Consider the following 20217-nt stretch of genomic DNA (forward strand, 5'->3'; position numbering starts at 1 on the left):
TCGGAATTGCGTAGATATCTTATTGTACAGGAACCAGATCAGTATCCCATGCTTTGAAGATCTCATCCTCTGGCTTGTTGTTGCATGAGTAGCACATGGGCAAAATGTATTCCTTGTTCCCTCTTCCGGCCTTAATCACGTGCCCACCGAGAGTGGGATTCCCTTTGCACAGCATAACTTCGCATGTCGCCGCCTTCTTTCCCTTCTTCTTCTCCCAGAAGTCCAACCAACTCTCGTAACCTGCCGGAGGCGTTTTGCTCGATGTGCCTTTCTTGTTTTTCACGTCGATGAAGCTCATTTTTTTCTCCTTTTTTATTCCTTGTAAAACAACAATTATCAGACGCCACGCCACTAAGGGCAAAACGATAATTCTGGATACAGCATACAGTTTTCTGATCGGTATTATATTTTCATAAAGTATAAATAAGCCTCCCGATTCCGTTATTTCCCATTAATCGTTTCCATAATCTCTTTGAAGCTCGACAGACCGGCTTCGATGTTTTCGATGATTTCGCTGGCAAGGATATCGGGATCGGGAAGGTTGTCCAGGTCGGTCAGGCTTTTGTCCTTGAGCCAGAAGATGTCCAGGTTAGTTTTGTCGCGGGCAATGATTTCCGGGTAAGTGAATTTCCGCCAGCGGCCTTCGGGATTTGTGTCCGACCAGGTTTCCTGGCGGTCGTGGCGGTTGGCGGGATTATAGCATTTCACAAAGTCGAGCAGGTCTTCGAGTTGCATGGGCGACTTTTTCAGGGTGTGATGGATATTGGTCCGGTAGTCATAGACCCAGACCGCTTTGGTCCAGGGGTCCCGCGAAGCCGGCTTGTTGTCGAAAAAGAGCACATTGGCCTTGACTCCCTGGGCGTAGAAAATACCCGTGGGCAAGCGCAGGATGGTGTGCAGATCGGTGGTTTTCATCAGTTCCCTGCGCACGGTTTCGCCGGCGCCGCCTTCAAACAGCACATTGTCCGGCAGCACCACCGCGGCCTGGCCAGTTACTTTCAGCAGCGTGCGGATATGCTGCAGGAAGTTGAGCTGTTTGTTGCTGGTGGTGGCCCAGAAGTCCTGGCGGTTGTAGCTTAAATCCTGCTTTTCCTGTTCGCCGGCTTCGTTGGTGATGGTCATGCTGCTTTTCTTGCCAAAGGGCGGATTGGCCAGCACGTAATCCGCCCGGATGCCTTCGTCGCTGATCAGGGCGTCGTTGGACGAGATAAAGGATTCGCCGTCGATCTCCCCGATGTTGTGCAGGAACATGTTCATCAGGCAGAGCCGGCGGGTGCCGGCCACGATTTCATTGCCGGAAAAGGTGCTGTTTTTCAAAAATACCTTCTGATCCCGGTCGAGTTTATAGTTGGCCGTGATATAGTCATAGGCGGCCAGAAAAAAACCGCCCGTGCCGCAGGCCGGGTCATGAATGGTGTTGCCGGGCCGCGGGGCCACGCACTGCACCATGGCCTTGATCAGAGCCCGCGGGGTAAAATACTGGCCCGCGCCGCTTTTGGTGTCGGCGGCGTTTTTTTCCAGCAACCCCTCGTAAATGTCGCCTTTGATATCCGCCCCCACCATGGTCCACTGTTCCTGGCCGATCATGTCGATGATCTTGAGCAGCTTGGCCGGGTCCTGAATCTTGTTCTGGGACTTGGTGAAAATCTGGCCCAGCGTCCCTTTTTCCGATCCCAGGGAACGCAGCATTTGAGTATAATAGGATTCCAGCTCCGCACCCCGCTTGCGGCTCAAGGTCGGCCAGTCGCAGGGCTCGCCGTCCGGCAGTTCATGACCTTCGGTATCCTTGATTTTCGGAAAATGAATGTTCTTGTTGTATGGCGGGCGGCTCATCTCATCGGCCATTTTCAGAAACAGCAGGTAGGTGATCTGCTCCAGATAATCGCCGTAGCCCACGCCGTCATCGCGCAGCACGTGGGCAAAATTCCATACTCTGGATATCAGGTTTGATTCGTTCATGCGTTTATTCGTTCCTCGTAAAGCGCATCCGCCTTCCAGTTCATCGGGTTGTTTTGAATATAATTTTGAATTTTATAATAGGAATCGGCGTTACGAATAATATGATCATAAAAACGGGATTGCCATGTGAAATCATACCCCAGGCGATGTGCGTGTTTGGTTACCGCCGATTTGTATGACCCTATAATGGATGACAGGGTGTTTTTCCCCTGGTTTTGAAACCGGTTCCGGCCAATGGTCTGGGACGGCAATTGTAGAGACAAGGCATGCCTTGTCTCTACGGAATTATCGGTATCGTTGCCTTTACCGTTCAGGGTTAAAATACCGTGGATATGGTTCGGCATGACCACAAATGGGCCCAATTCCACGCCGGGTGCGTGATGTTGTATTTCGTACCAGCATGTTTCGGCTAATGTTCCGAGTGGGGATAAATGCATTTTATCCTGAACAATGGCCCCGAAATAACATTTGCGATTTTCTGTGCAGATGGTGACAAAATAAGACGCGCTCCACCCATAATCCCAGTTTTGCAGCCGGGTGGATGGGATACGATATTTATTTTGATATTTGTCCATCACGTCGTGCATCATTCAAATTGTCCGGATTATCGCGGTTGTCCGGTTTGGCCCGGGTTTGTTTTTCCCGATTGCCCGGTTGGTTCGGTTCATTATTGTAGAGACAAGGCATGCCTTGTCTCAAATGTGGCATGCCCGGAAATACATACCATACCCATGTGGAGGCATGCCCCTGTAGAGACAAGGCATGCCTTGTCTCTACATTGCCATGCAAATTCCCCGGTGGTATAAATTTCGACCTAGTTTTTCATTTGTTTTTCACCTGTTTTTTTTGCAGACCGGCCGGATTTTTCTTTTTGAATTCTTTCCAGCAGACTGGCTGCCGGCTCCCAGTCCGGTTCCCGGCGACAGGCCGCAAGCTCGGCCTCGTCGAGCAGTTTTCCGGCAAAGGCTTTCTTCAGGATACTCTGGCGCAGGGCTTCGGATTGTTCAAGGCTCTGGTCGATGCTCTCGGCCAGTTTGTCGCACACGGAGAGGCGGGATTCGATGGCGGCAACGATGACGGTTTGTTCTCCAATCGCACACACTTTCATCATCAAGGTTGAAAACTTGCCTTTATTCAAAATCGGCAACGTTGTGGAAGAAGCTCTTTTCTTTATTTGAGTTTGGAAATCTATTCCGATAGCTTGATAATAGACATATTTTGGGTTGTATTTGTCCGATGGAATTATTGCATTAATCTGCTGGTTAAAACATCCTCTCAATTTTATGAGCCCTGTCTTTCCAATTGTTGCACCTATGCAAGTCACAAGGATCGAATTTTCTGGGGCTTGGCGACCATTTTGAAACCCCTTAAGTGAAAGGCCATCGATAGATTTAAAAACATTATGGCCTGCTTCAAGGTCAGTCGGCTTGTAAAAATTGTAATCGTGGGACGAATAGAATTCTTCGTTTTTTTTGGATGGGGTATTTCCAGTAACTATTTCTCCAATTTGTGAAATCATCAGCTCCTGCCATCCATTTACATCTCTTTGTTCCCGCCACTCCCGTGTCAACTCCCCCTCAAACGCCTTTTTCAGCAAGGCCTGGCGGTAGATGTCCAGTTTGGCTTTGGCGGCTTTGAGGTTGGCGATGCCGTTGTCCAGATCGCTGAAGAGCTTCTCTATTTTGGCGACGATGGCGCGTTGTTCGGGGAGGGGGGCGAGGGGGATTGGTAATGCAGAGAATGCTTTCGCTGACAATTCTTTAAAGGTTGTTCCGCTTGCGTGGTTTTCGGCCTTCTGCTTTATGGATTTGAAATAATAATAGATAAATTCACTGTTGAGACAATCGAACGGCACTAAACTTTTAAAGCCTTGGTTTGTGCAAATGTTATTTTTCGCTATGGCGACATATCCGATTGGCGCTCTTGAAGAAAACAATACGCTATTTGCTGGCATCAGTTTAGCCGAAGAATTTTTTAATCCTGTTGCGGTAATTGATTTTCTTCCTTTCGAAATAAACTTTTGAGTATAGCCAGATAAGTCAGCCGGTGTAACCCATGGTATTTCATCACCCCAGTATTCAGCATTTGATGTTTTCGGGGTTCCTCCTGAAATGACTTTCCCGGCATTGCCTATATCTGTTTCAACCCAATCTTGTCTCATGGCCCTATGAAATTTTTCATTAAAATTTTATTGTTTGTTGGCGTGCTGTTGTAGAGACAAGGCATGCCTTGTCTCTACCGGGGCATGGCATGTTTTTACAAGGCGTGCCAATTAATGCCTCATTCGCGCATGCCTTATCTGCAAAAAAATTGTTCCCGTAAAATATGTCCGGCATCCATCATGCCGCCAGGGCCTCGTTCAATTCTTCCAGCAGAGCATCCGTCTGGTCGCCAAAGAGCTGCCACATCCTTCCCCGGCCGCCCTTGGCGTCAAAGGGGGTGTAGTCCAAGTCGTCTACGCCCACATGAAAGCTGGCGGCTACATGGTCCTTGATCAGGCGCAGCCAGGCCATCTGCTCTTCGGTGAACTTTTGCCCGGCGCCGCCGTGCTTTTTAAAAATCCAGTCCTTGAAATTTCTGTCCACGATGTGATTGTACGGGGTCAACTGACTGTCAATGCCGGTCACTCTCCGGATGAGGGAAACCAGGGCCGCCAGTTCACTTTTGGGGCTGTTGCCTTTTATCTCTTCCAACTGGGCATAGGCGTCCCACACATAATGGGGGGCCAGCAGGGGCTTTTCCCGTTTTAAAGTTTCCAGCACCTCCTTGATCATGGCATAGGTCAGTTCCCGGCGGCGATACGGCTGGTCGTAAAAAATGCTTAAGGCGATGATCTCGTTTTTATTTTTTTCAATATAGGCGGTAAAATCCTCGATCATTTGCTGGGCTTTTTCCGTGGAATAGCTGTCCCACTCGGCTTTGCGGAGTCTGTCCGGGTTGACCGTGTCGATGATCTGCTCATGGACTTTGCGCACATTTTCGATGTATTCGTTCAGCTCGCCGGTAAATACGGACGCGGCTTGACGCCGCAGGGCATCGAGTTCTTTTTCAATGTCCTGTTTGATTTCAGCCGGCGGAAACCCCGGTTTGGCCTGCTCGATTTTTGATTGCACCTTTTCGACGGTGTCCGGGTTGTAGGCATTAAGCAGGTCGCCGGCCGCCTGGTTGATGGTTTTGCCGCCTGAGAGTTTTTCAAACCAGGCCTTTTCGTCGTCAGTGAGCTGCCGGTGCAGGCGGATGAGGCGGTTGGCCAGAGAGGTAAACAGGTCTTCGTCCTGAACGCCCATGGCCACGGCCCCCAGCAGGTCCTTTAAGGGAATGCCGGGTTTGCGCTCCAGGGGTCGGGAGTCGGTTTTTTTGGATTTGGTGGCGCCCACGGCATCCACAATCACAAAATGGGTTTTGGTGTGGCGGGCCGTGCGGGAGACCTTTCTTAAATCGTCAAAGTTGAGGGTGCGGGTGCCCCGGCCCTTCATCTGCTCAAAATAGTTGCTGCTTTTCACATCCCGCATGAACAGCAGCACCTCCAGGGGCCTGACATCCGTGCCGGTGGCGATCATGTCCACGGTCACGGCAATCCGCGGCGCCCAGGAGTTGCGGAAGCGGGTCAGGACCGACCGGGGATCTTCATCCGCCTTGTAGGTGATTTTTTTGCAGAAATCATTGCCCTCGCCGAGCTCCTCGCGGATGATCTGGATAATATCGTCGGCGTGGCTGTCGGTCTTGGCAAAGACCAGGGTTTTGGGCACTTCAATTTTACCGTTTTCATCCACGCGGTCCGGAAAAATGGTCGGCAGGGCCTCTTTATAGGCCCGGATAATCCGGCGGATCTGGCTGGGATTGACCACCTCCCTGTCCAGGTTGCCGGCGGTGTAGGCGAAATCATCGTCCAGTTGTTCCCAGCGTTTTTTGCGGCTCATCCGTTCCCGCTTGTCCACATATTCTTTGGCCTTGATGCTGGCGCCGGCTTTGGTGATTTCCGTTTCAATGGTGAAGACGTCATAGGGCACGTTCACCCCGTCCACCACCGAATCTTCATAGCTGTATTCGCTGACCACGTTTGCGTTGAAGAAGCCGAAGGTGCGCTTGTCGGGCGTGGCGGTCAGGCCCACCAGAAAGGCGTCAAAATATTCCAGCACCTGCTTCCACAGGTTGTAGATGGAGCGGTGACACTCGTCAATGACGATAAAGTCAAACTGCTCCACCGGGTATCGGGGCGTGAAGGCCACGGGGACGGGTTCTTTTTTCTGCCATTGCCAGGCGGATTCGTTGGGATTTTCCAGCTCCGCGGCTTCATCCATTTCTTCGCCCTTTAAAATGGAATAAAGTCGCTGAATGGTGGAGATGCAGACCTGGCTGTCGGAGGCGATATAGCCCGAGTTCAGGCGCTGCACATTATAAAGCTCGGTGAATTTGCGGTTGTCGTCGGTGGGCTGGTATTTTAAAAATTCCTGCTCGGCCTGTTCGCCCAGGTTGCGGGTGTCTACCAGAAACAGGACGCGCCGGGCATGGGCGTGCTTTAACAGGCGATAAATAAAGGTGCAGGCGGTAAATGTTTTTCCGGCGCCGGTGGCCATCTGAATCAGGGCCCGAGGATGGTTGGTTTTTAATGACGCCTCCAGGTTCCGGATGGCCCTGATCTGGGCCGGACGCAAGCCTGCTTCATTGAGCGCGGGCATGTTTTCAAGCCGGGCCCGCAGGGTTTGCTTTTGTGTCTGCCATTCGGCCAGGGTTTCCGGCTGATAAAAATGAAACACCGGCCGGGAGCGGGGCCTGGGGTCCCGGTAATCGGTAAACCGGGTCAATACCCCGGTGCTTTCATACACAAACGGCAGGGGTTCCTGGTTGAGATTGTACTTTAACTTCGCCTGGGCATATGACGCGGACTGTTCTTCGTGAGTGGTAAGCCGTTCGCCTTCTTCTTCCCGCTTGGCCTCAATGACGCCGACGGGTTTTCCGTTTACAAACAGAACATAGTCGGCCGGGCCGATATCCGTCTGGTATTCCCAGACCGCCACGCCTTTGCCGGCCGACAGGTTCACCTTGTTTTTGGACTGCACCACCCATCCGGCCGCGACCAGCATCCGGTCGATCTCGTCCCGCGCTTTTTGTTCCGGCGTCTGGTTTGTCATTTAGTGTACCGTTTAAGGTTTACTGCTTAAAACGGGATGTCTTTACTATCAAAATCACCGTCAACGTCATCGTAATCGTCAAAGTCATCATCAGAATCGTAAGGCATCATTTCCGCCATCAGATTGAAAAATACGCCCTGTGACTGGCATAAGTTCCTGATGATCCGGCTGTACGCCTCTTTTTCATTAAGATTTTTTGCTTTGGCCATGGCCTTTAAGGCAGCGGCCAGCTCTTTATCCAAACCCTCCATGATTTTATCCGCGTCCATTTTTCTCTCCTTTTGTTTTTTTGGTGCCACTATTGTTATTAGACAGACAGAATGTCCCCATCCCATGTTTGTCTTTTTATCTATAATTTTGATTAATTACAAATGATTTGTGAGAAAAACGGGCTGGCTCTATGCCATTTAATAATTCATTAATTTTTGCGCCAGGCGGTGAAGGTCCGGGTTCGCCAGGGCGGAAACTTTTTTCTTTACCGAACGGGAATAATATTCCCTTTCGGTTTTGGTTAACAGTTCGCCTTGCAGCTTCTTTTTAAACAGCTCCTTTTGCTTTGGCGAGAACAATTGGGACAGGGCATACTCAAGAGACAAATTCTCATATTGTTCCTTGATCTGTTTGGTCTTTTCAGCATCCTGCGCAAAATAATTTTTAAACGTTTCTTTTAAGCGTGAAGGATCAAACTGTTTGTTACCGAAGGAGACCGATTGATTATGGGCCAAAGCATTTTTCAGCTCCCGCAGACGATCAAGGTCTTGCCGCAAAAGACTTTTTTTAAATTGCTGCGCCCATACAAAAGAAAAATGATGGTGTTGATACAAGGCTAACGATAATAACGACAGGAATCGCAGGCTTTTTTGTTCCCCGCTTTTTGTCGTATTTTTCATGACCTGGTCGTAATTAAAAGCGGGTTCTTTAACGGCATTGGCCAGCAAAACAGGGAAGCCTTCCCACAATCGGGTATCGTTGCTTTTAACAACCTCGGCAAGCGTTTGATTAACATCAAAATCTTCCGTTGTTTCCATAACTGAAAAACCAAGGCGGTTTAAATCTTTTAGCAAGGTTTTTTTAACCATAAAGCTTCTCGTCTTTAAGGATGCTTATAAAACGCTCCAGATGCCTGGTGATGCGACCTTCAGAAATGTCATAACCGGCCGTTTCCCTGAAGTGGCGTTCAAGGCGTTTGATATCCATTTTCCCCTTACGTGCTTTCACCAGCATCAAACAGTCTTCAAAATCAACCCCTGTCCCGCGAAAGAGCTTGCTGACCACCAGGTCATACTCATTCAAAATGCCGATGCTCCTTCTCGTTTGGTACTAAAAAATCGACATCTTTGGTCGAGGCTTTAATATCCAGCAAGGTTAATGCTGTCCCTCCGCAGGCAATCAGGTGCACCTTGCGTTTAAGGAACCCGTTCCACTGCCCCAATACACTAAGCAGGGTTTGCTTGTTAAGCCTGTAATCCATGTGTTGTACCAATAAATACAAAAAATTGTATTTTTATACTAAATAAATTGTATTTTTTTATACAATATATGGTTGGCTTTGTCAAGCATTTTAACGCTGGGGGGTATTTGTACGGAACCAGGTTGTATTGTGTTTTTGGCGTAACCCTGCACCCGGTAGAGACAAGGCATGCTTTGTCTCTACTCCACCATGTCGATGCGGCGGAACAGGTTGGCGATCAGCGGGTTGCGGCGTTTGGAAACATTGCCCTGGCGCAGATCGTCCAGGCGCGGGCCGATATGAATGCGCGTCAGACGATGATGATCTCTTCCGGTGCGGTCGTCAGCGACACCAGGCCGGCTTTCGTGACCAGGTGAGTGTTTTCGATGCCGACCACGCCCTTGCCCGGGAAAATCAGCTTGGGTTCCAGGGCGATGATCATGTTTTCGGCCAGGGCCAGGGTCTGGCCTTTGGCCAGAAAGGGGAATTCGTCCATCTCGGTGCCGACCCCGTGGCCCACGAAGCGGATCCGTTTCTTGCCCACGCCCATGAAATTTTTCTCATACCCCAGTTCGGTGGCCCGGCCCAGGGCCAGGTCATAGAGCTTTCCGGCGGGCGTTCCGGGTACGGCCGCCGCCATGACCGTTTTCTGCACGTCCAGCATGGCCTGGTGGGCCCGGAGAAGCTCGTCGGGCAGGCCGCCCAGGGCGAAAATCCGGGTATGATCGGCCAGGTAACCCATATAGGCAAAAGCGATATCCACCAGCACCGGTTCTCCCGGCCGGATCGGCTTGAGGCTTCCGCCCTGGGGAAAAGCCGGGCTCATGCCGGGGCCGCCGGTGGGCGAAGACAGGCTGCTGACCACGCCGGCCGAATCCCCGGCCATGATATGACCGTAAAACATGTCCGCCCCCCACAGCCGCATGCGGATCAGGCCCTGGTGGCCCAGGCGCCGGGCTTCGGCCTCCACCCGGCCGGAAAACTCCAGTTCGCTGATTCCGGGCTTCAGGGCCTCCGGCACAAAGGCATCCAGTTGATCGGCCAGGGCTGCGGCCTGCCGGATCTTTTCCACTTCATAAGCCGACTTGACCGCCCGCTGCAGCCTGACCAGGCCGGAAACATCAACGCATTTTATCCCCGGGAACAACTCCACGAGCTTCAGATACATCTCGGCTGAAATTACATCCAGCTCCAGCCCCAGCACACCGGGCACGGTCCGGATGATTCCCGGGATCTCCTGGAGCCGGTCGATCTCCACGATCCGGGCCAGGGGCGACTCGGCCCTGGCCCGATCCGCGTCCTTGCGGACCATCAGCACCGGCTCGCCTTCGGCCGGCACATGAAGATAAGCCTGCTGGACGGTACCGGAATAGTAAAACAGGTCGGCGCTCTGCATCAGCAGCGCGGCATCCATACCGGCCGCGGCCAGAGCCTGCTGCAGCCGCCGGATGCGGTCATTGATCTCGGAAAGAGGGGTATAAGTCGCTTTGATATCCATAAAAACGATCCGGATTTGAGAGTATCTGTTATATGGTCATATGCTTTTTCGGTTAAGTGAGTTTCATTTTCACTTACGACTTGGCAAACGCCAAAAGGGAAGTGTACCTGCCGTTGTCCGCCTCCTGAAGGGCTTTGATATATCTGCCCCTGGTTTCACCCGGACTCGATAAATCCCGTCCGCCCCAGGTGAAGGCCGGCCCGTGAAGAACATTTTCTAAAAAAAGATCCGTCATGATGCGCGCGTGGCGTCCGTTGCCATTGGAAAAGGGGTGAATCCACACCAGTCGATGATGAAAACGCACCGCCATTTCTTCAGGCCCTTCACTTTTTGACTGGATCCACACGGGCACATCGGCAAACATGTTGTCAAGACACCTGGGGACCTCCTGCCATGATACGCCGATGTTTTTATCAGACCTGCGAAATCGCCCCGCCCATTTCCAGACATTGCCGAACATTTTTTTGTGCAGTTTTTTGACGAACTGCTCATTTAGAATATCGACCGGTTTTATTCTGGCAACCCAGTCCAACGCCTCAATAATGTTATCCTGTTCCCAGCGATTCAATTCGCCTTGAGTCGTTATGTGGGTAAGCAGCAAGCCGTCCGCCTCATCCGGATCAATGGGGGTGGCATCTTCCGGATATGTGAAATCAATCATTATGGTCGTCCCAGAGCGTTGCGGGAAGCGTCCGTATGAGTTCATCCGCCAGGGCCGACAGGACCCGGGCGTTCTCCTTCCTGCTGAGCGCCTGTTTCTCCAGTCGCATCGTTTGGGAAGCCTTGGAAAGGCGCTTGATGGCGACCCGTTGTGCCTGACGGGCGACCGTCTCCTCCAGGCTTGTCCGCGGCACAAACCCGTAAACAAAAACGCAATCAAGACTATCGGCGATGCGGCGCATGGTTTTGATGGTGACCGAACCCGACAGTTCTTCTTTCTCGATACGCGCTACCGCCTGCTGAGCGACGCCGAGCCGTTCGGCCAATTGCCTGGCGGTCATCCCCAGGGCGCCGCGGATAGCGCGGATCCAGCCTTTCGGCGGCGCCACAGCGTTACGCAGAGGGCTGAAACGTTCTAAAGAGACATCAAGCTGCTCTCTTATCAATTTCTTTTTATCCATGGTCGTTATCCTTGTTATTCAGCAAAATAAATACAACATATATGTTGTGCATTTGTCAAGGAAATACAACATTTATATTGTATTTTTAAGGGTAACGGGATAAAGGGGACACGCCACCTTAACAGAGATCTTGCTCATATCCCAGGCTGCCGCTTTCAGCCGCTTCTGGTAAACCCGAGTGCCCGGAGTGATGACATCCTGATTTTTTTTCCAATAGACATTACCAAACAACTACCTTCTGACCACCAAGGCCACGGCTTCGCCGCCGCCCAGGCACAGGGTGGCCAGGCCGGTCTTTTTGTCCTGGCGCTGCATTTCGTATAGCAGGGTCACCAGCACCCGGCAGCCGCTGGCGCCGATGGGATGACCCAGGGCGACGCTGCCGCCGTTGACGTTGACCCTGGCCGGGTCCAGACCCAGTTCCCGCATGACCGCCACCGTTGATCCGGAAAAGGCCTCGTTGACTTCAAACAGGTCTACCCGGTCAATGGCGATGCCCTCTTTCTTGAGGCACTTGGGAATGGCGCCGATGGGCGCCACCAGCACGTACTTCATATCCAGGCCGAAGGAGGCCTGGGCCCCGACCGTGGCCATGATGGTGCATCCCAGGGCCTCGGCTTTTTCCCGGGACATGACCACGACCGCGGCGGCGCCGTCGCTGATGATGGAGGCGTTGCCGGCGGTGGCCGTACCGTTCTTCTGGAAAGCCGGCTTCATGGCCGCCAGGGCCTCGTAGCTGGTTTCCCGGGGGCACTCGTCTTGCACGAAAAGCGTCGTCCCCTTTTTGCCGGGCACCTCGACCGGCATGATCTCCGCTTCAAACCGGCCGGCGGCCATGGCCGCCAGGGTCCGGCGGTAGGACTCGGCCGCGTAGCGGTCCTGGTCCTCCCGGCTGACGTTATACTTTTCGGCGCAAAGATCGTTGGAAATGCCCATGTGAAAATCATTGACGATATCCCAGAGGCCGTCATTGAGCATGTGATCCTTGAGTTCGCCGCCGCCCATGCGATAGCCGAAGCGCGCTTTTTCAAGATAAAAAGGGGCCCGGCTCATGTTCTCCATGCCGCCGGCCACCACCACCTCGGCGTCGCCGGTCTGAATGGCCTGGGCCGCCAGCATGACGGTTTTCAGGGCCGAGCCGCAAACCTTGTTGACGGTAATGCACTGCACTTCCCAGGGCATGCCGGCGGCCACGGCGGCCTGCCGGGCCGGGTTCTGGCCGTAGCCGCAGGGCAGCACCATGCCCATCATCACCTCATCCACCGCCGCTTTCTCGATGCCGGCCCGGCGCACGGCCTCGGCAATGACCAGACCGCCCAGCCGCGTGGCCCCGATGCCGGCCAGCGTCCCGTTAAATGACCCCAGCGGGGTCCGTACCGCGCTGACAATGACCGCTTCTTTCATGTTTTCACCTTATCCGATTAAATTTTAACGCTAAAAAATGTCCAATATCACACCCTCGAACCCTCGGCCCCTTGAATCCTTGGACCCTCTATTTGAAAAAACGGGCCTGGCAGTTGATACCGGCCGGCAGCTTGTGCCCGGGATTGGGCAGTTGGACGCGGACGCCGAAGGTACCGCTGGCCGCGTCGACCACTTCATCCACAATCACCACCTGGCCCTGATGAGAACCGCCGATAGGGTTCTCCGGCCTGACTTCCGCCTTCATGCCTTTGACAATAGTACCATACAGCGAAGACGGCACAATCACCTCCACGTTCAGGGGATCAACGCGGGCGATTTTCATGATGGACCCTTCGCCGATATACTCTCCCGGCCCCAGATGACGTTCCACCACGACGCCGTCGACCGGGCTTAAAATAGTCCGGAGGTTCAGCCGCTCCTGGGCGTCCCGGAGCTGGATTGCCATGACATGGACCTCCGTCTCCATCTCGTCCTTCTCATGAATGGAAATCAGTTGTTTCTGGTAAAGTTCTTCGTTGCGGAGGACTTTTCTTCTTCCGAACTCCAGGCGGGCATTGGCCAGTTCAACCTGGGCCTTTTCCACGTCCGCCTTCAGCGTCGCCAGCACCTGGCCCTGCTGGATGCGGTCCCCGCGCTCCACGGCCACGTTTTCGATGATGCCCGGCACCTGGCTGCTGACCTCAATGACTTCACTGGCCTCGATCAGCCCCCGGTGAAACGTGGCATCCGCCTGCTCCGCGCGGGAATCCGTCACCGTCCCGGCCCATACGCACAGAAAGCAACCGACGACAGCCGCAAAATTTCTCATGAACGACCTCCTATTCACTTTTGCCGGAGAAGGACAAGGTGTCGCTCCGGCTTTCATCATACCGGACCAGCCGCTTGCGCACCCCGGTATGGACCTGTTCGAGTTTCCGCTGCGCTCTTGTTATAGCCTTTTTCCCGACCGGTTTCCAGAGTTCCAGGCCCCTTTTTTCCAGCCAGCGGGCCGCCCACCCGTATGCCCCCGGCGCGCCGTCCGTAATCAGCGGGTCCTCCAGGGAAACATATCCCTCGCATCGGCCGGGGTCCCCCTGCCGGCCGCACCGGCCCGCCAGTTGCCGGTCTACGCGGCCGGCTTCGTGGCGTTCGGTCATGAGCACGTGCAGCCCTCCCCGTTCGGTCACGCCCGGCGCCAGCTTGATATCGGTACCCCGGCCGGCCATGTTGGTGGCGATGGTGACCCGGCCCGGTTCGCCGGCCCGGGCGACGATCAATGCTTCTTCCTCGTTCTGCTTGGCGTTGAGAATCTGGTGGGGGACCCCGCGCTCCGTCAGTATCCGGCTGAGATATTCGGAAACAGCCACGGTACGGGTCCCGATCAGGACCGGAACCTCCTGCACGTGCAGTTCCTCCACCCGCCGGATCACCGCCGCGAACTTTTCCCCCAGGGTGGGATAAATGGCGTCGGGGGTGATGATTCTCTGCGACGGCCGGTTGGTCGGTATTCGCGCCACCGACAGCCCGTAAATCGACCACAGTTCCCGCCGGATCTCCCGGGCGGTCCCGGTCATGCCGCCCAGCCTGAGATAGCGGCGGAAAAACCGCTGATAGCTGATGCGGGCGACCGTCTCCCGCTGTCCCGTGACGGCGCAGCCCTCCTTGGTCTCGATCAGTTGATGCAGGCCCCCTTCCCAGGCCCGGTCGGGCATGACCCGGCCCGTGAATTCATCGATAATCTGGATTTTATCGTCCTGGACCAGATAGTGCTCATCCCGCCGGTAAAGGTAGATAGCGGCCAGGGCCTTGCGCACCAGTTCCTCCCGCCGGATGGGGCTCTGCCAGACGGGACCCAGGGACGCCACCGCCCGCTCGATTTCTTCCCGGCCCCGCTCGGTCACAATAATGGTTTTGACGCCCTCGTCCGGCTCGTAGTCAAAGCGGTAATGGACATTGTTTTCCAGGCTGCCGGCCAGATCCAGGGCCTGCCGGGCCGCCACCTCCTCCCCCTCGGAGGCTTCGCTGCGGGAGATAATCAGCGGGGTGCGGGCCTCATCCACCAGCACGCTGTCCACCTCGTCGACGATACCGTAATGCAGTCCGCGCAGCAGCAGCCGGCCGCTGCGGCCGTGGCGGTCGTAAATGTGCTCGGCGTAAAGGTGCAGGCGGCTGGGGCTTTCCCCCAGGGCGATGCGGTCCCGGAGATAATCGAAAACCACTTCCTTGTTGGTGACGTAGGTGACGTCGCAGCCGTAGGCGACCCGACGCTGGGCCGGGTTCTTGTCATGAATGACGCAGTCCACGGTAATGTCGAAAAAACGGTAGAGGTCGCTCATGAGCTGGGCGTCGCGGTAAGTCAGGTAATCGTTGACGGTGATGACGTGAACGGGTATCCCGGCCAGGGCCGCGGTAATGGCCGGCAGGGTGGCCACCAGGGTCTTGCCCTCGCCGGTATCCATTTCCGCCAGCAGCCCCGTGAGGATGGCGTATCCGCCCGCCAGCTGGCAGTTGAAATGGCGCATGCCCAGGATCCGCCCGGCGGCTTCCCGGATGACGGCAAAGGACTCGGCCACCAGGGGCAGGGTAAACCCTTCGGCCCGAAGCCGCCGCCGCAGCAGACGGCCCTTTTCCCGCAGGTCCCCGTCGGAACGGCCGCTGATTTCCGCCGCCGCCCGTTCCACCGGGTCAATGATTTTCTCCAGGCGCGATAACCGGGCGTTCAAGGGCCGCGCCACCCACCCGACCGCTTCCCAGGCCAGGCGGTCCAGGACGGTCTGCCTTCTTTCCCGGGCTTCCGGACGGGTGAAATGATCGGCCCGGGGCCAGTTGGTTACGGTTGCGCGCATGAAATATTCGTGAATAGACCGGCACCGCCCTTTAAGGACGCGTTTACAGGTTGAAAATCCCCATGAAAACCCGCCTCAGGGTCCGGTACCACTGGACGGCCAGGGGTTCCGCTTCGTGTTCGAACCGCAGGAAAACCCGGGAGCCCAGGCGGTCTTTCATGGGTTCGTCCAGGGCCACCTCGAAATAAAACAGCGACTCAAAGGATTTCTTTTCCCGCTGCGCCCGGGGATCCAGGGCAAAGGGGCCGCCGCCTTCCAGAGAAAACGCCGCCGTGGGCAGATCAGCCGAAGCGGCCGGCACCTCCCGCATGAGCCGGGCCGGAATCCGGTGGAAAACCCGGGCCACGGGGCGGGCCGTGACCTTGCGTACGTTGTGCCTGATCTTTCCCACATCCATCTGAGGAATGGCGGCCAGAACGGTCAGCTTCCCGTAATCGGCCACGTATCCCAGAGGCTCTCCCCGCCGGACATAACGGCCGGGATAATCCACCGCGTCCGGCAGGATGAAAAAACCGTCTCCCGGGCTCCTGACCACCAGGTCCTCCCGACGCTCCCGGGCGAAGCGAAGCTCATTCTCGACCACGGCGATCTCCTCGCGCATGATGCGTTCCTGGGTCCGGTCGGTGACCATGGCCAGAAGATGACGGGCCTGGTATTCCCGGAGCTTGGCCTCCAGGGCTTTCTCCTCTTCGTCGATGTCGGGGTTGACGCACCGGATGAGCGGATCACCGGCCTTTACGGTCGTCCCGGGCGGAACGATGACGGCATCCACGGTCCCGTCGGTGCCGGAACGGATCTGGGACTGCTCTCCCGGCCAGACCACGCCCTGGGCCATGGTGGTCGACGGCAGGGGAATCGCGAAAATGACAAACGCCACCGCGGCGACAACAGCCGCGGCCAGCCCGACGATCCGGATCCGCCGCTTGTAGAGATCGGGATCAGACAGAATCGTCCGGCCCAGTCGAACCAGGGGGACGGCCACCAGCCCGACCAGGGCCCATATCGCGATCAGCACGCCGACAAAGAAGAACTTTCCGGCAATAAACAGGGCGATCCGGATACTGATGTATATTCTGTAAAAGAAAGAAGCAATGCCGTAAAAAACAAGCCACAACGCTTCCCGGCGGTCGGTAACGGTAAACACGGCCGCTTCGTTCCGAAGCAGATAGCGCTGGGCCAGATAACCCAGGTAGCGGTTTGCCTGGGCCCCCAGATTGGGGATTTCCAGGTAATCGGCCAGGATATAATAGGCGTCAAAACGCAGCAGCGGGTTGCCGTTGAACAGCAGCGTGGAAACGCCGGCGATGAGCATGACATTGAAAGCCAGGGCCCGCAGCGCCCCCGGCTCGAGATTGACCCAGAGCATCATGGCCAGGGAGGCGATGACCATTTCCACGGCGATGCCGGAAAACCCCACGATCATTCTCCGCCGTTTTTCCCGGAAAGCGGAAGCGGTGGAGGCGTCAACATAGGGCACCGGCACGAAGACCAGCAGCATGATGCCCACTTCATGCACTTCACCGCCCCAGCGCTTGACGGCGCTGGCATGGCCGAATTCGTGGCAGGTTTTTACCACCGGGTAGATCAGCCACAGCAGCAGCAGATTTTCCAGGGCCAGAACGCGATCGGCCAGGTTCAGGGTCAGCTCGTCCCAGTGCAGAGAAGCCAGAATCACGGCCGTTGCCACCAGCCCGCACCAGGCCACGGCGCCCGCGGCAGTAAAAAACGGCATCGTCAGAAACGCAGCCCGTTCCAGGAACCGGTCGGGGTCAAGCAGGGGCAGGCGCAGGGCCAGGGGGGAGCGGATGCGATTCATCAGTTTGCTCTGCCGGTCCTTGCGGCTCCGGTGGAGCAGATATTCGATGTTCGGGGCCATGTCCGACTGCAGCACATCGGCCTGATTCAACCGTGACAGCAGCGTGATGACCTCTTCCTGGGTGGGCATTTCATCGCCCAGGTGGAGACAGGCCGCCTCCCATATTTCCTGCAGGGTCCGGGTCCCGTCCATCAGGCCGATGATATAATACGCCTGTTCGGAAAAACGGTGGAACCGTCCGGTGGAATGGTCCTGAAGAACATACCAGGCCTTGCCGCGGAATGTCTGCCGGTGGACCTGGGCGTGACTGCGGAGGAAAGGTTTGAGACCGGCAACCCGGTACCAGGAACTGCTGTAGAGATTCTTTTCCGACATGGGTGCCTCGCCCTATGGCCACCACGACCAGATTTTCAGCCGGACCCATTCGGACAGGGGCCTTGTCCAGATATCGGCCAGCAGCCGACGGCCGGCCTGAATCTTGGCCACCCCTTCCATGCCCGGCCGGAGAAGCGGCGACAGGCGCTCCAGGCGGGCTTCCACCCGGTAGAAGTTCTTCCCTTCGGCGGCCGTGGTCAGCGGTGTGATCTGGGTCACCGTGAAATCGAATTTCTCGGCCGGCAGGGCGGAAAGAACCAGTTCGCCCCGCTGGCCTTCGGCCACATCGGCGATGCGGCCCTCATTGACCTTGAGAATGACCCGGTAGGCGTCCAGGGGAGCGATCTGAAACAGTTCCTCCCCCTGTTTCACGGCCCCGCCCAACCGCTGGCTGAGATCGCCGCTCAACAGCACGCCCTTGAAAGGGGCCCGCAGGGCGATACGTTCCAGCCGGCTTTCGGCCAGATCCAGTTGGGCCTTAGCCTGATCCATCTGTGCCTGGATGATATTGGCCTCGGCCCGGTTCCCCTGGGCCACGGCTTCCTGTAATTGGCGCTGCGACTGGTTCAGACGGCCCAGCCAGTTGATCCGTTCCAGCCGGAGATCCCGATCGTCCAGGGAACAGAGCAGGTCGTCCTGGGCGACCACATCACCGGCCCGGGCCGGCGCCGAGGCGATAAAACCATCAAAAGGGGCCACCACCGAGCGCTGCACGGCACCCTCCAGAACCGTATCGGCCGAAATGCGGTAATCTCCCCGGGCCAGGGCAAAAAACAGGGCCGCCAGGAGAACGACCACGGCGACCGCCTTTCTGCCCGTGTACCCGGGTCCGAAAAGCCTGGACAACTGATTCCGGAAAGCGCCCAGCGCGATGAAAACAATCGGCCGGTCATGGTGGTGTTTGTCTTCCAGGGCCGGTCCGGAAAGAGCCGCCACGCTCTTGACATAGGCGAGTTCTTCGGCGGTAAACGGCCTGTCTTTCTGCCGTTCCAGGGTGACGGCGCCATAATAACGGTCCCGGCCGTAAAGCGGCACCGTCATGACGGCCCGGGTGCCGTGCTTGACCGCCAGGTGTTCATGGTCACGGAGGACATAGGCCTGTGAATTCGCCGGCGGCGGGTACAGGATCTCGGCCCGCTGGGCCACCGCCTCGTCCATGGCCGCGCCGATGGCCCGCAGGAGATTCATTTTTCTGCCGACCACGGCGGAGTGGGAAACAGCCTCGACATGGGCGAACTTCTTTTTCATCAGGCCGAGACTGACGCGGTCGCAGGCGAGCCGCGTGGCCAGGGACGTCACAAAGGCCATGGCGGCGCCGTCAAAATGTTTTTCTACCAGCACACCGGCCAGGATATCCACCGCCGCCTTGAGCCGGTCAAGGGCGTCCCCGTCCTCCAGGTTCCGGCGCCGACGAAAATGATTTTCGATCCAGACCGCGCCCCACTGCAGCTGTTCCATGGCCGGACGAAGCAGATGCTCTCCGGCCGCGGCCACTTCCACCGCGACGGCACCAACGCAACGGCCATCAATCCGGATGGGATAGGCCAGACCAAAACGGGAAGAACCGTCCACGGGAGAAAGGCCGACCAGCATCCCTTCCTGTTCGGCCAGGGTCTGCTCCAGGACATCGGCCAGCCGTTCGCCCTCGGTGCCCCCCTCGGGCCAGGCGGCCACGGGAACATATCGCTGGGCCCGGGGATCATTGAGCGCCAGAACCGCCTGACAGCAATCCCGGATGAGTGAACACTGGACGGTCAGCCACGAAGAGAGAAAGGTTTCCTGATCCGTCGATCCCGCCAGTCCGGCCCAGGGTGTCTGCTCCTGTCGTGAATCCGCCGCCTGCCCGTCGGATCGAGAATCCATAGGTCACCGGTATTTCGGCCATAACCGGCCGGAAAAAATCAGGGAGCGACAGGTTCATCGCTCCCTATGATTGTTTCGGTTTTATATTATTAAAAAAGGATCAGGCATTGCCCTGAGTGGCCGGGCTTTTGTCCGCCGAGTCCGTGGAAATAACGCCATAGCGGTCTTCATATTGACGGATGACGCTGGCCAGAAGCTGAGCCATACGCTTGGCGGCAAAGGGATTGAGAATGATACGATCGCTCATATCCACGGTCAGCTCGCGCTGTTCCGGGTTCCAGGTCTTGTTGATGCCGAACAGAATCGTGAATTCCTCGCGGGTGCTGGAAACGTTGCAGACATTGGCGTAGCTGGTTGTCATCCGGGCCACGTCCCATTTGATGGTCGTCTTGACGTCTTCCGCTTCGGCCGCCTGGGCACCCTTCCCTGTTTCACCGTCTTTTTTCACCATAATTCATTCCTCCGATAATTGATAAGATACCCCACGTTTGTCTGTTCTTCATACACTATCAGGATTATACTGTCAACGGATTGCTTCGATATATCCCATACTTTCCAAAATCAGGCATCGAATCGCCGTCCTGTCCGGAGTGTCAGCCGCGAGACAAAAGCGCTATCCCCCGAAGCTGGCCCAGCGCTTGAACCGTTTCTTGTCCTGTTTAGCGGCCAGTTCCTTGAACGACTTGCGGTCGATGACCTTGCCGGACGAGGACGAACCGCCGGACACCACCTTCCAGCCCATCAGGCCGGCCA

At 56.0% G+C, this 20217-nt stretch carries 18 protein-coding genes; all 18 read right to left on the minus strand.

Translation table 11 applies throughout. From position 1 onward, the window contains the following. Nucleotides 1–19: 19 nt before the first annotated feature. The gene (locus AB1724_18150; GenBank protein ID MEW6079734.1) at nt 20–298 is read right to left on the minus strand and encodes a hypothetical protein; all 279 of its coding nucleotides are present in this window, start codon (nt 296–298) and stop codon (nt 20–22) included. Nucleotides 299–441: 143 nt separating this feature from the next. After that, entirely contained in the window at nt 442–1959 is a 1518-nt protein-coding gene (locus tag AB1724_18155; GenBank protein ID MEW6079735.1) for a class I SAM-dependent DNA methyltransferase, read from the minus strand. Next, the gene (locus AB1724_18160; GenBank protein MEW6079736.1) at nt 1956–2549 is read right to left on the minus strand and encodes a transposase; all 594 of its coding nucleotides are present in this window, start codon (nt 2547–2549) and stop codon (nt 1956–1958) included. Before AB1724_18160 ends, AB1724_18155 begins: the two co-directional genes overlap by 4 nt. 224 nt (nt 2550–2773) lie before the next feature. Beyond that, nucleotides 2774–4120 (minus strand): restriction endonuclease subunit S, encoded by a 1347-nt coding sequence (locus AB1724_18165; GenBank protein ID MEW6079737.1) that lies wholly within the window; start codon nt 4118–4120, stop codon nt 2774–2776. Between the two features lie 178 nt (nt 4121–4298). Further along, nucleotides 4299–7091, minus strand: coding sequence for a DEAD/DEAH box helicase family protein (locus tag AB1724_18170; protein MEW6079738.1), 2793 nt, complete (start codon nt 7089–7091; stop codon nt 4299–4301). A gap of 26 nt (nt 7092–7117) precedes the next feature. Then, complete coding sequence (locus AB1724_18175) at nt 7118–7360, minus strand: hypothetical protein (GenBank protein ID MEW6079739.1); 243 nt, start codon at nt 7358–7360, stop codon at nt 7118–7120. Nucleotides 7361–7498: 138 nt separating this feature from the next. Beyond that, nucleotides 7499–8170, minus strand: a complete 672-nt coding sequence (locus AB1724_18180; protein ID MEW6079740.1) for a hypothetical protein — start codon at nt 8168–8170, stop codon at nt 7499–7501. Further along, entirely contained in the window at nt 8163–8384 is a 222-nt protein-coding gene (locus AB1724_18185) for a hypothetical protein (GenBank protein ID MEW6079741.1), read from the minus strand. Before AB1724_18185 ends, AB1724_18180 begins: the two co-directional genes overlap by 8 nt. After that, on the minus strand, nt 8377–8562 hold the full coding sequence (locus AB1724_18190) for a hypothetical protein (protein MEW6079742.1): 186 nt from the start codon (nt 8560–8562) through the stop codon (nt 8377–8379). The genes AB1724_18185 and AB1724_18190 overlap by 8 nt, the downstream gene beginning before the upstream one ends. A 289-nt stretch (nt 8563–8851) precedes the next feature. Then, nucleotides 8852–10039 (minus strand): Xaa-Pro peptidase family protein, encoded by a 1188-nt coding sequence (locus AB1724_18195; protein ID MEW6079743.1) that lies wholly within the window; start codon nt 10037–10039, stop codon nt 8852–8854. 73 nt (nt 10040–10112) lie between these two features. Then, a complete protein-coding gene (locus AB1724_18200; GenBank protein ID MEW6079744.1) occupies nt 10113–10700 on the minus strand; it encodes a mobile mystery protein B in 588 nt (195 codons plus the stop codon). Then, nucleotides 10693–11160 (minus strand): mobile mystery protein A, encoded by a 468-nt coding sequence (locus AB1724_18205; protein MEW6079745.1) that lies wholly within the window; start codon nt 11158–11160, stop codon nt 10693–10695. Before AB1724_18205 ends, AB1724_18200 begins: the two co-directional genes overlap by 8 nt. 231 nt (nt 11161–11391) lie before the next feature. After that, nucleotides 11392–12564, minus strand: a complete 1173-nt coding sequence (locus tag AB1724_18210) for an acetyl-CoA C-acetyltransferase (protein ID MEW6079746.1) — start codon at nt 12562–12564, stop codon at nt 11392–11394. 88 nt (nt 12565–12652) lie between these two features. Continuing rightward, nucleotides 12653–13393 carry an efflux RND transporter periplasmic adaptor subunit gene (locus AB1724_18215; protein MEW6079747.1) on the minus strand — a complete coding sequence of 247 codons (741 nt, stop codon included), beginning with the start codon at nt 13391–13393 and terminating at the stop codon, nt 12653–12655. Nucleotides 13394–13403: 10 nt separating this feature from the next. After that, nucleotides 13404–15410, minus strand: coding sequence for a preprotein translocase subunit SecA (locus tag AB1724_18220; GenBank protein MEW6079748.1), 2007 nt, complete (start codon nt 15408–15410; stop codon nt 13404–13406). A gap of 43 nt (nt 15411–15453) precedes the next feature. Further along, the gene (locus AB1724_18225) at nt 15454–17601 is read right to left on the minus strand and encodes an efflux RND transporter periplasmic adaptor subunit (GenBank protein ID MEW6079749.1); all 2148 of its coding nucleotides are present in this window, start codon (nt 17599–17601) and stop codon (nt 15454–15456) included. Nucleotides 17602–17613: 12 nt separating this feature from the next. Beyond that, nucleotides 17614–19464: an HlyD family efflux transporter periplasmic adaptor subunit gene (locus AB1724_18230; GenBank protein ID MEW6079750.1), complete on the minus strand. Its 1851-nt coding sequence runs from the start codon at nt 19462–19464 to the stop codon at nt 17614–17616. Nucleotides 19465–19564: 100 nt separating this feature from the next. Continuing rightward, on the minus strand, nt 19565–19915 hold the full coding sequence (locus tag AB1724_18235) for a DUF3467 domain-containing protein (protein ID MEW6079751.1): 351 nt from the start codon (nt 19913–19915) through the stop codon (nt 19565–19567). Nucleotides 19916–20217: the final 302 nt, after the last annotated feature.

This window comes from Thermodesulfobacteriota bacterium (assembly GCA_040753795.1).
GTDB lineage: Bacteria > Desulfobacterota > Desulfobacteria > Desulfobacterales > Desulfosudaceae > JBFMDX01.

Excerpts from the sequence above, each read along its gene's own strand:
- AB1724_18165 (MEW6079737.1), bottom strand. The coding sequence starts at position 4,120 with ATGAGACAAGATTGGGTTGAAACAGATATAGGCAATGCCGGGAAAGTC.
- AB1724_18200 (MEW6079744.1), bottom strand. The coding sequence starts at position 10,700 with ATGATTGATTTCACATATCCGGAAGATGCCACCCCCATTGATCCGGAT.
- AB1724_18220 (MEW6079748.1), bottom strand. The coding sequence starts at position 15,410 with ATGCGCGCAACCGTAACCAACTGGCCCCGGGCCGATCATTTCACCCGT.
- AB1724_18155 (MEW6079735.1), bottom strand. The coding sequence starts at position 1,959 with ATGAACGAATCAAACCTGATATCCAGAGTATGGAATTTTGCCCACGTG.
- AB1724_18215 (MEW6079747.1), bottom strand. The coding sequence starts at position 13,393 with ATGAGAAATTTTGCGGCTGTCGTCGGTTGCTTTCTGTGCGTATGGGCC.
- AB1724_18160 (MEW6079736.1), bottom strand. The coding sequence starts at position 2,549 with ATGATGCACGACGTGATGGACAAATATCAAAATAAATATCGTATCCCA.
- AB1724_18180 (MEW6079740.1), bottom strand. The coding sequence starts at position 8,170 with ATGGTTAAAAAAACCTTGCTAAAAGATTTAAACCGCCTTGGTTTTTCA.
- AB1724_18225 (MEW6079749.1), bottom strand. The coding sequence starts at position 17,601 with ATGTCGGAAAAGAATCTCTACAGCAGTTCCTGGTACCGGGTTGCCGGT.
- AB1724_18150 (MEW6079734.1), bottom strand. The coding sequence starts at position 298 with ATGAGCTTCATCGACGTGAAAAACAAGAAAGGCACATCGAGCAAAACG.
- AB1724_18210 (MEW6079746.1), bottom strand. The coding sequence starts at position 12,564 with ATGAAAGAAGCGGTCATTGTCAGCGCGGTACGGACCCCGCTGGGGTCA.
- AB1724_18190 (MEW6079742.1), bottom strand. The coding sequence starts at position 8,562 with ATGGATTACAGGCTTAACAAGCAAACCCTGCTTAGTGTATTGGGGCAG.
- AB1724_18230 (MEW6079750.1), bottom strand. The coding sequence starts at position 19,464 with ATGGATTCTCGATCCGACGGGCAGGCGGCGGATTCACGACAGGAGCAG.
- AB1724_18195 (MEW6079743.1), bottom strand. The coding sequence starts at position 10,039 with ATGGATATCAAAGCGACTTATACCCCTCTTTCCGAGATCAATGACCGC.
- AB1724_18175 (MEW6079739.1), bottom strand. The coding sequence starts at position 7,360 with ATGGACGCGGATAAAATCATGGAGGGTTTGGATAAAGAGCTGGCCGCT.
- AB1724_18205 (MEW6079745.1), bottom strand. The coding sequence starts at position 11,160 with ATGGATAAAAAGAAATTGATAAGAGAGCAGCTTGATGTCTCTTTAGAA.
- AB1724_18235 (MEW6079751.1), bottom strand. The coding sequence starts at position 19,915 with ATGGTGAAAAAAGACGGTGAAACAGGGAAGGGTGCCCAGGCGGCCGAA.
- AB1724_18170 (MEW6079738.1), bottom strand. The coding sequence starts at position 7,091 with ATGACAAACCAGACGCCGGAACAAAAAGCGCGGGACGAGATCGACCGG.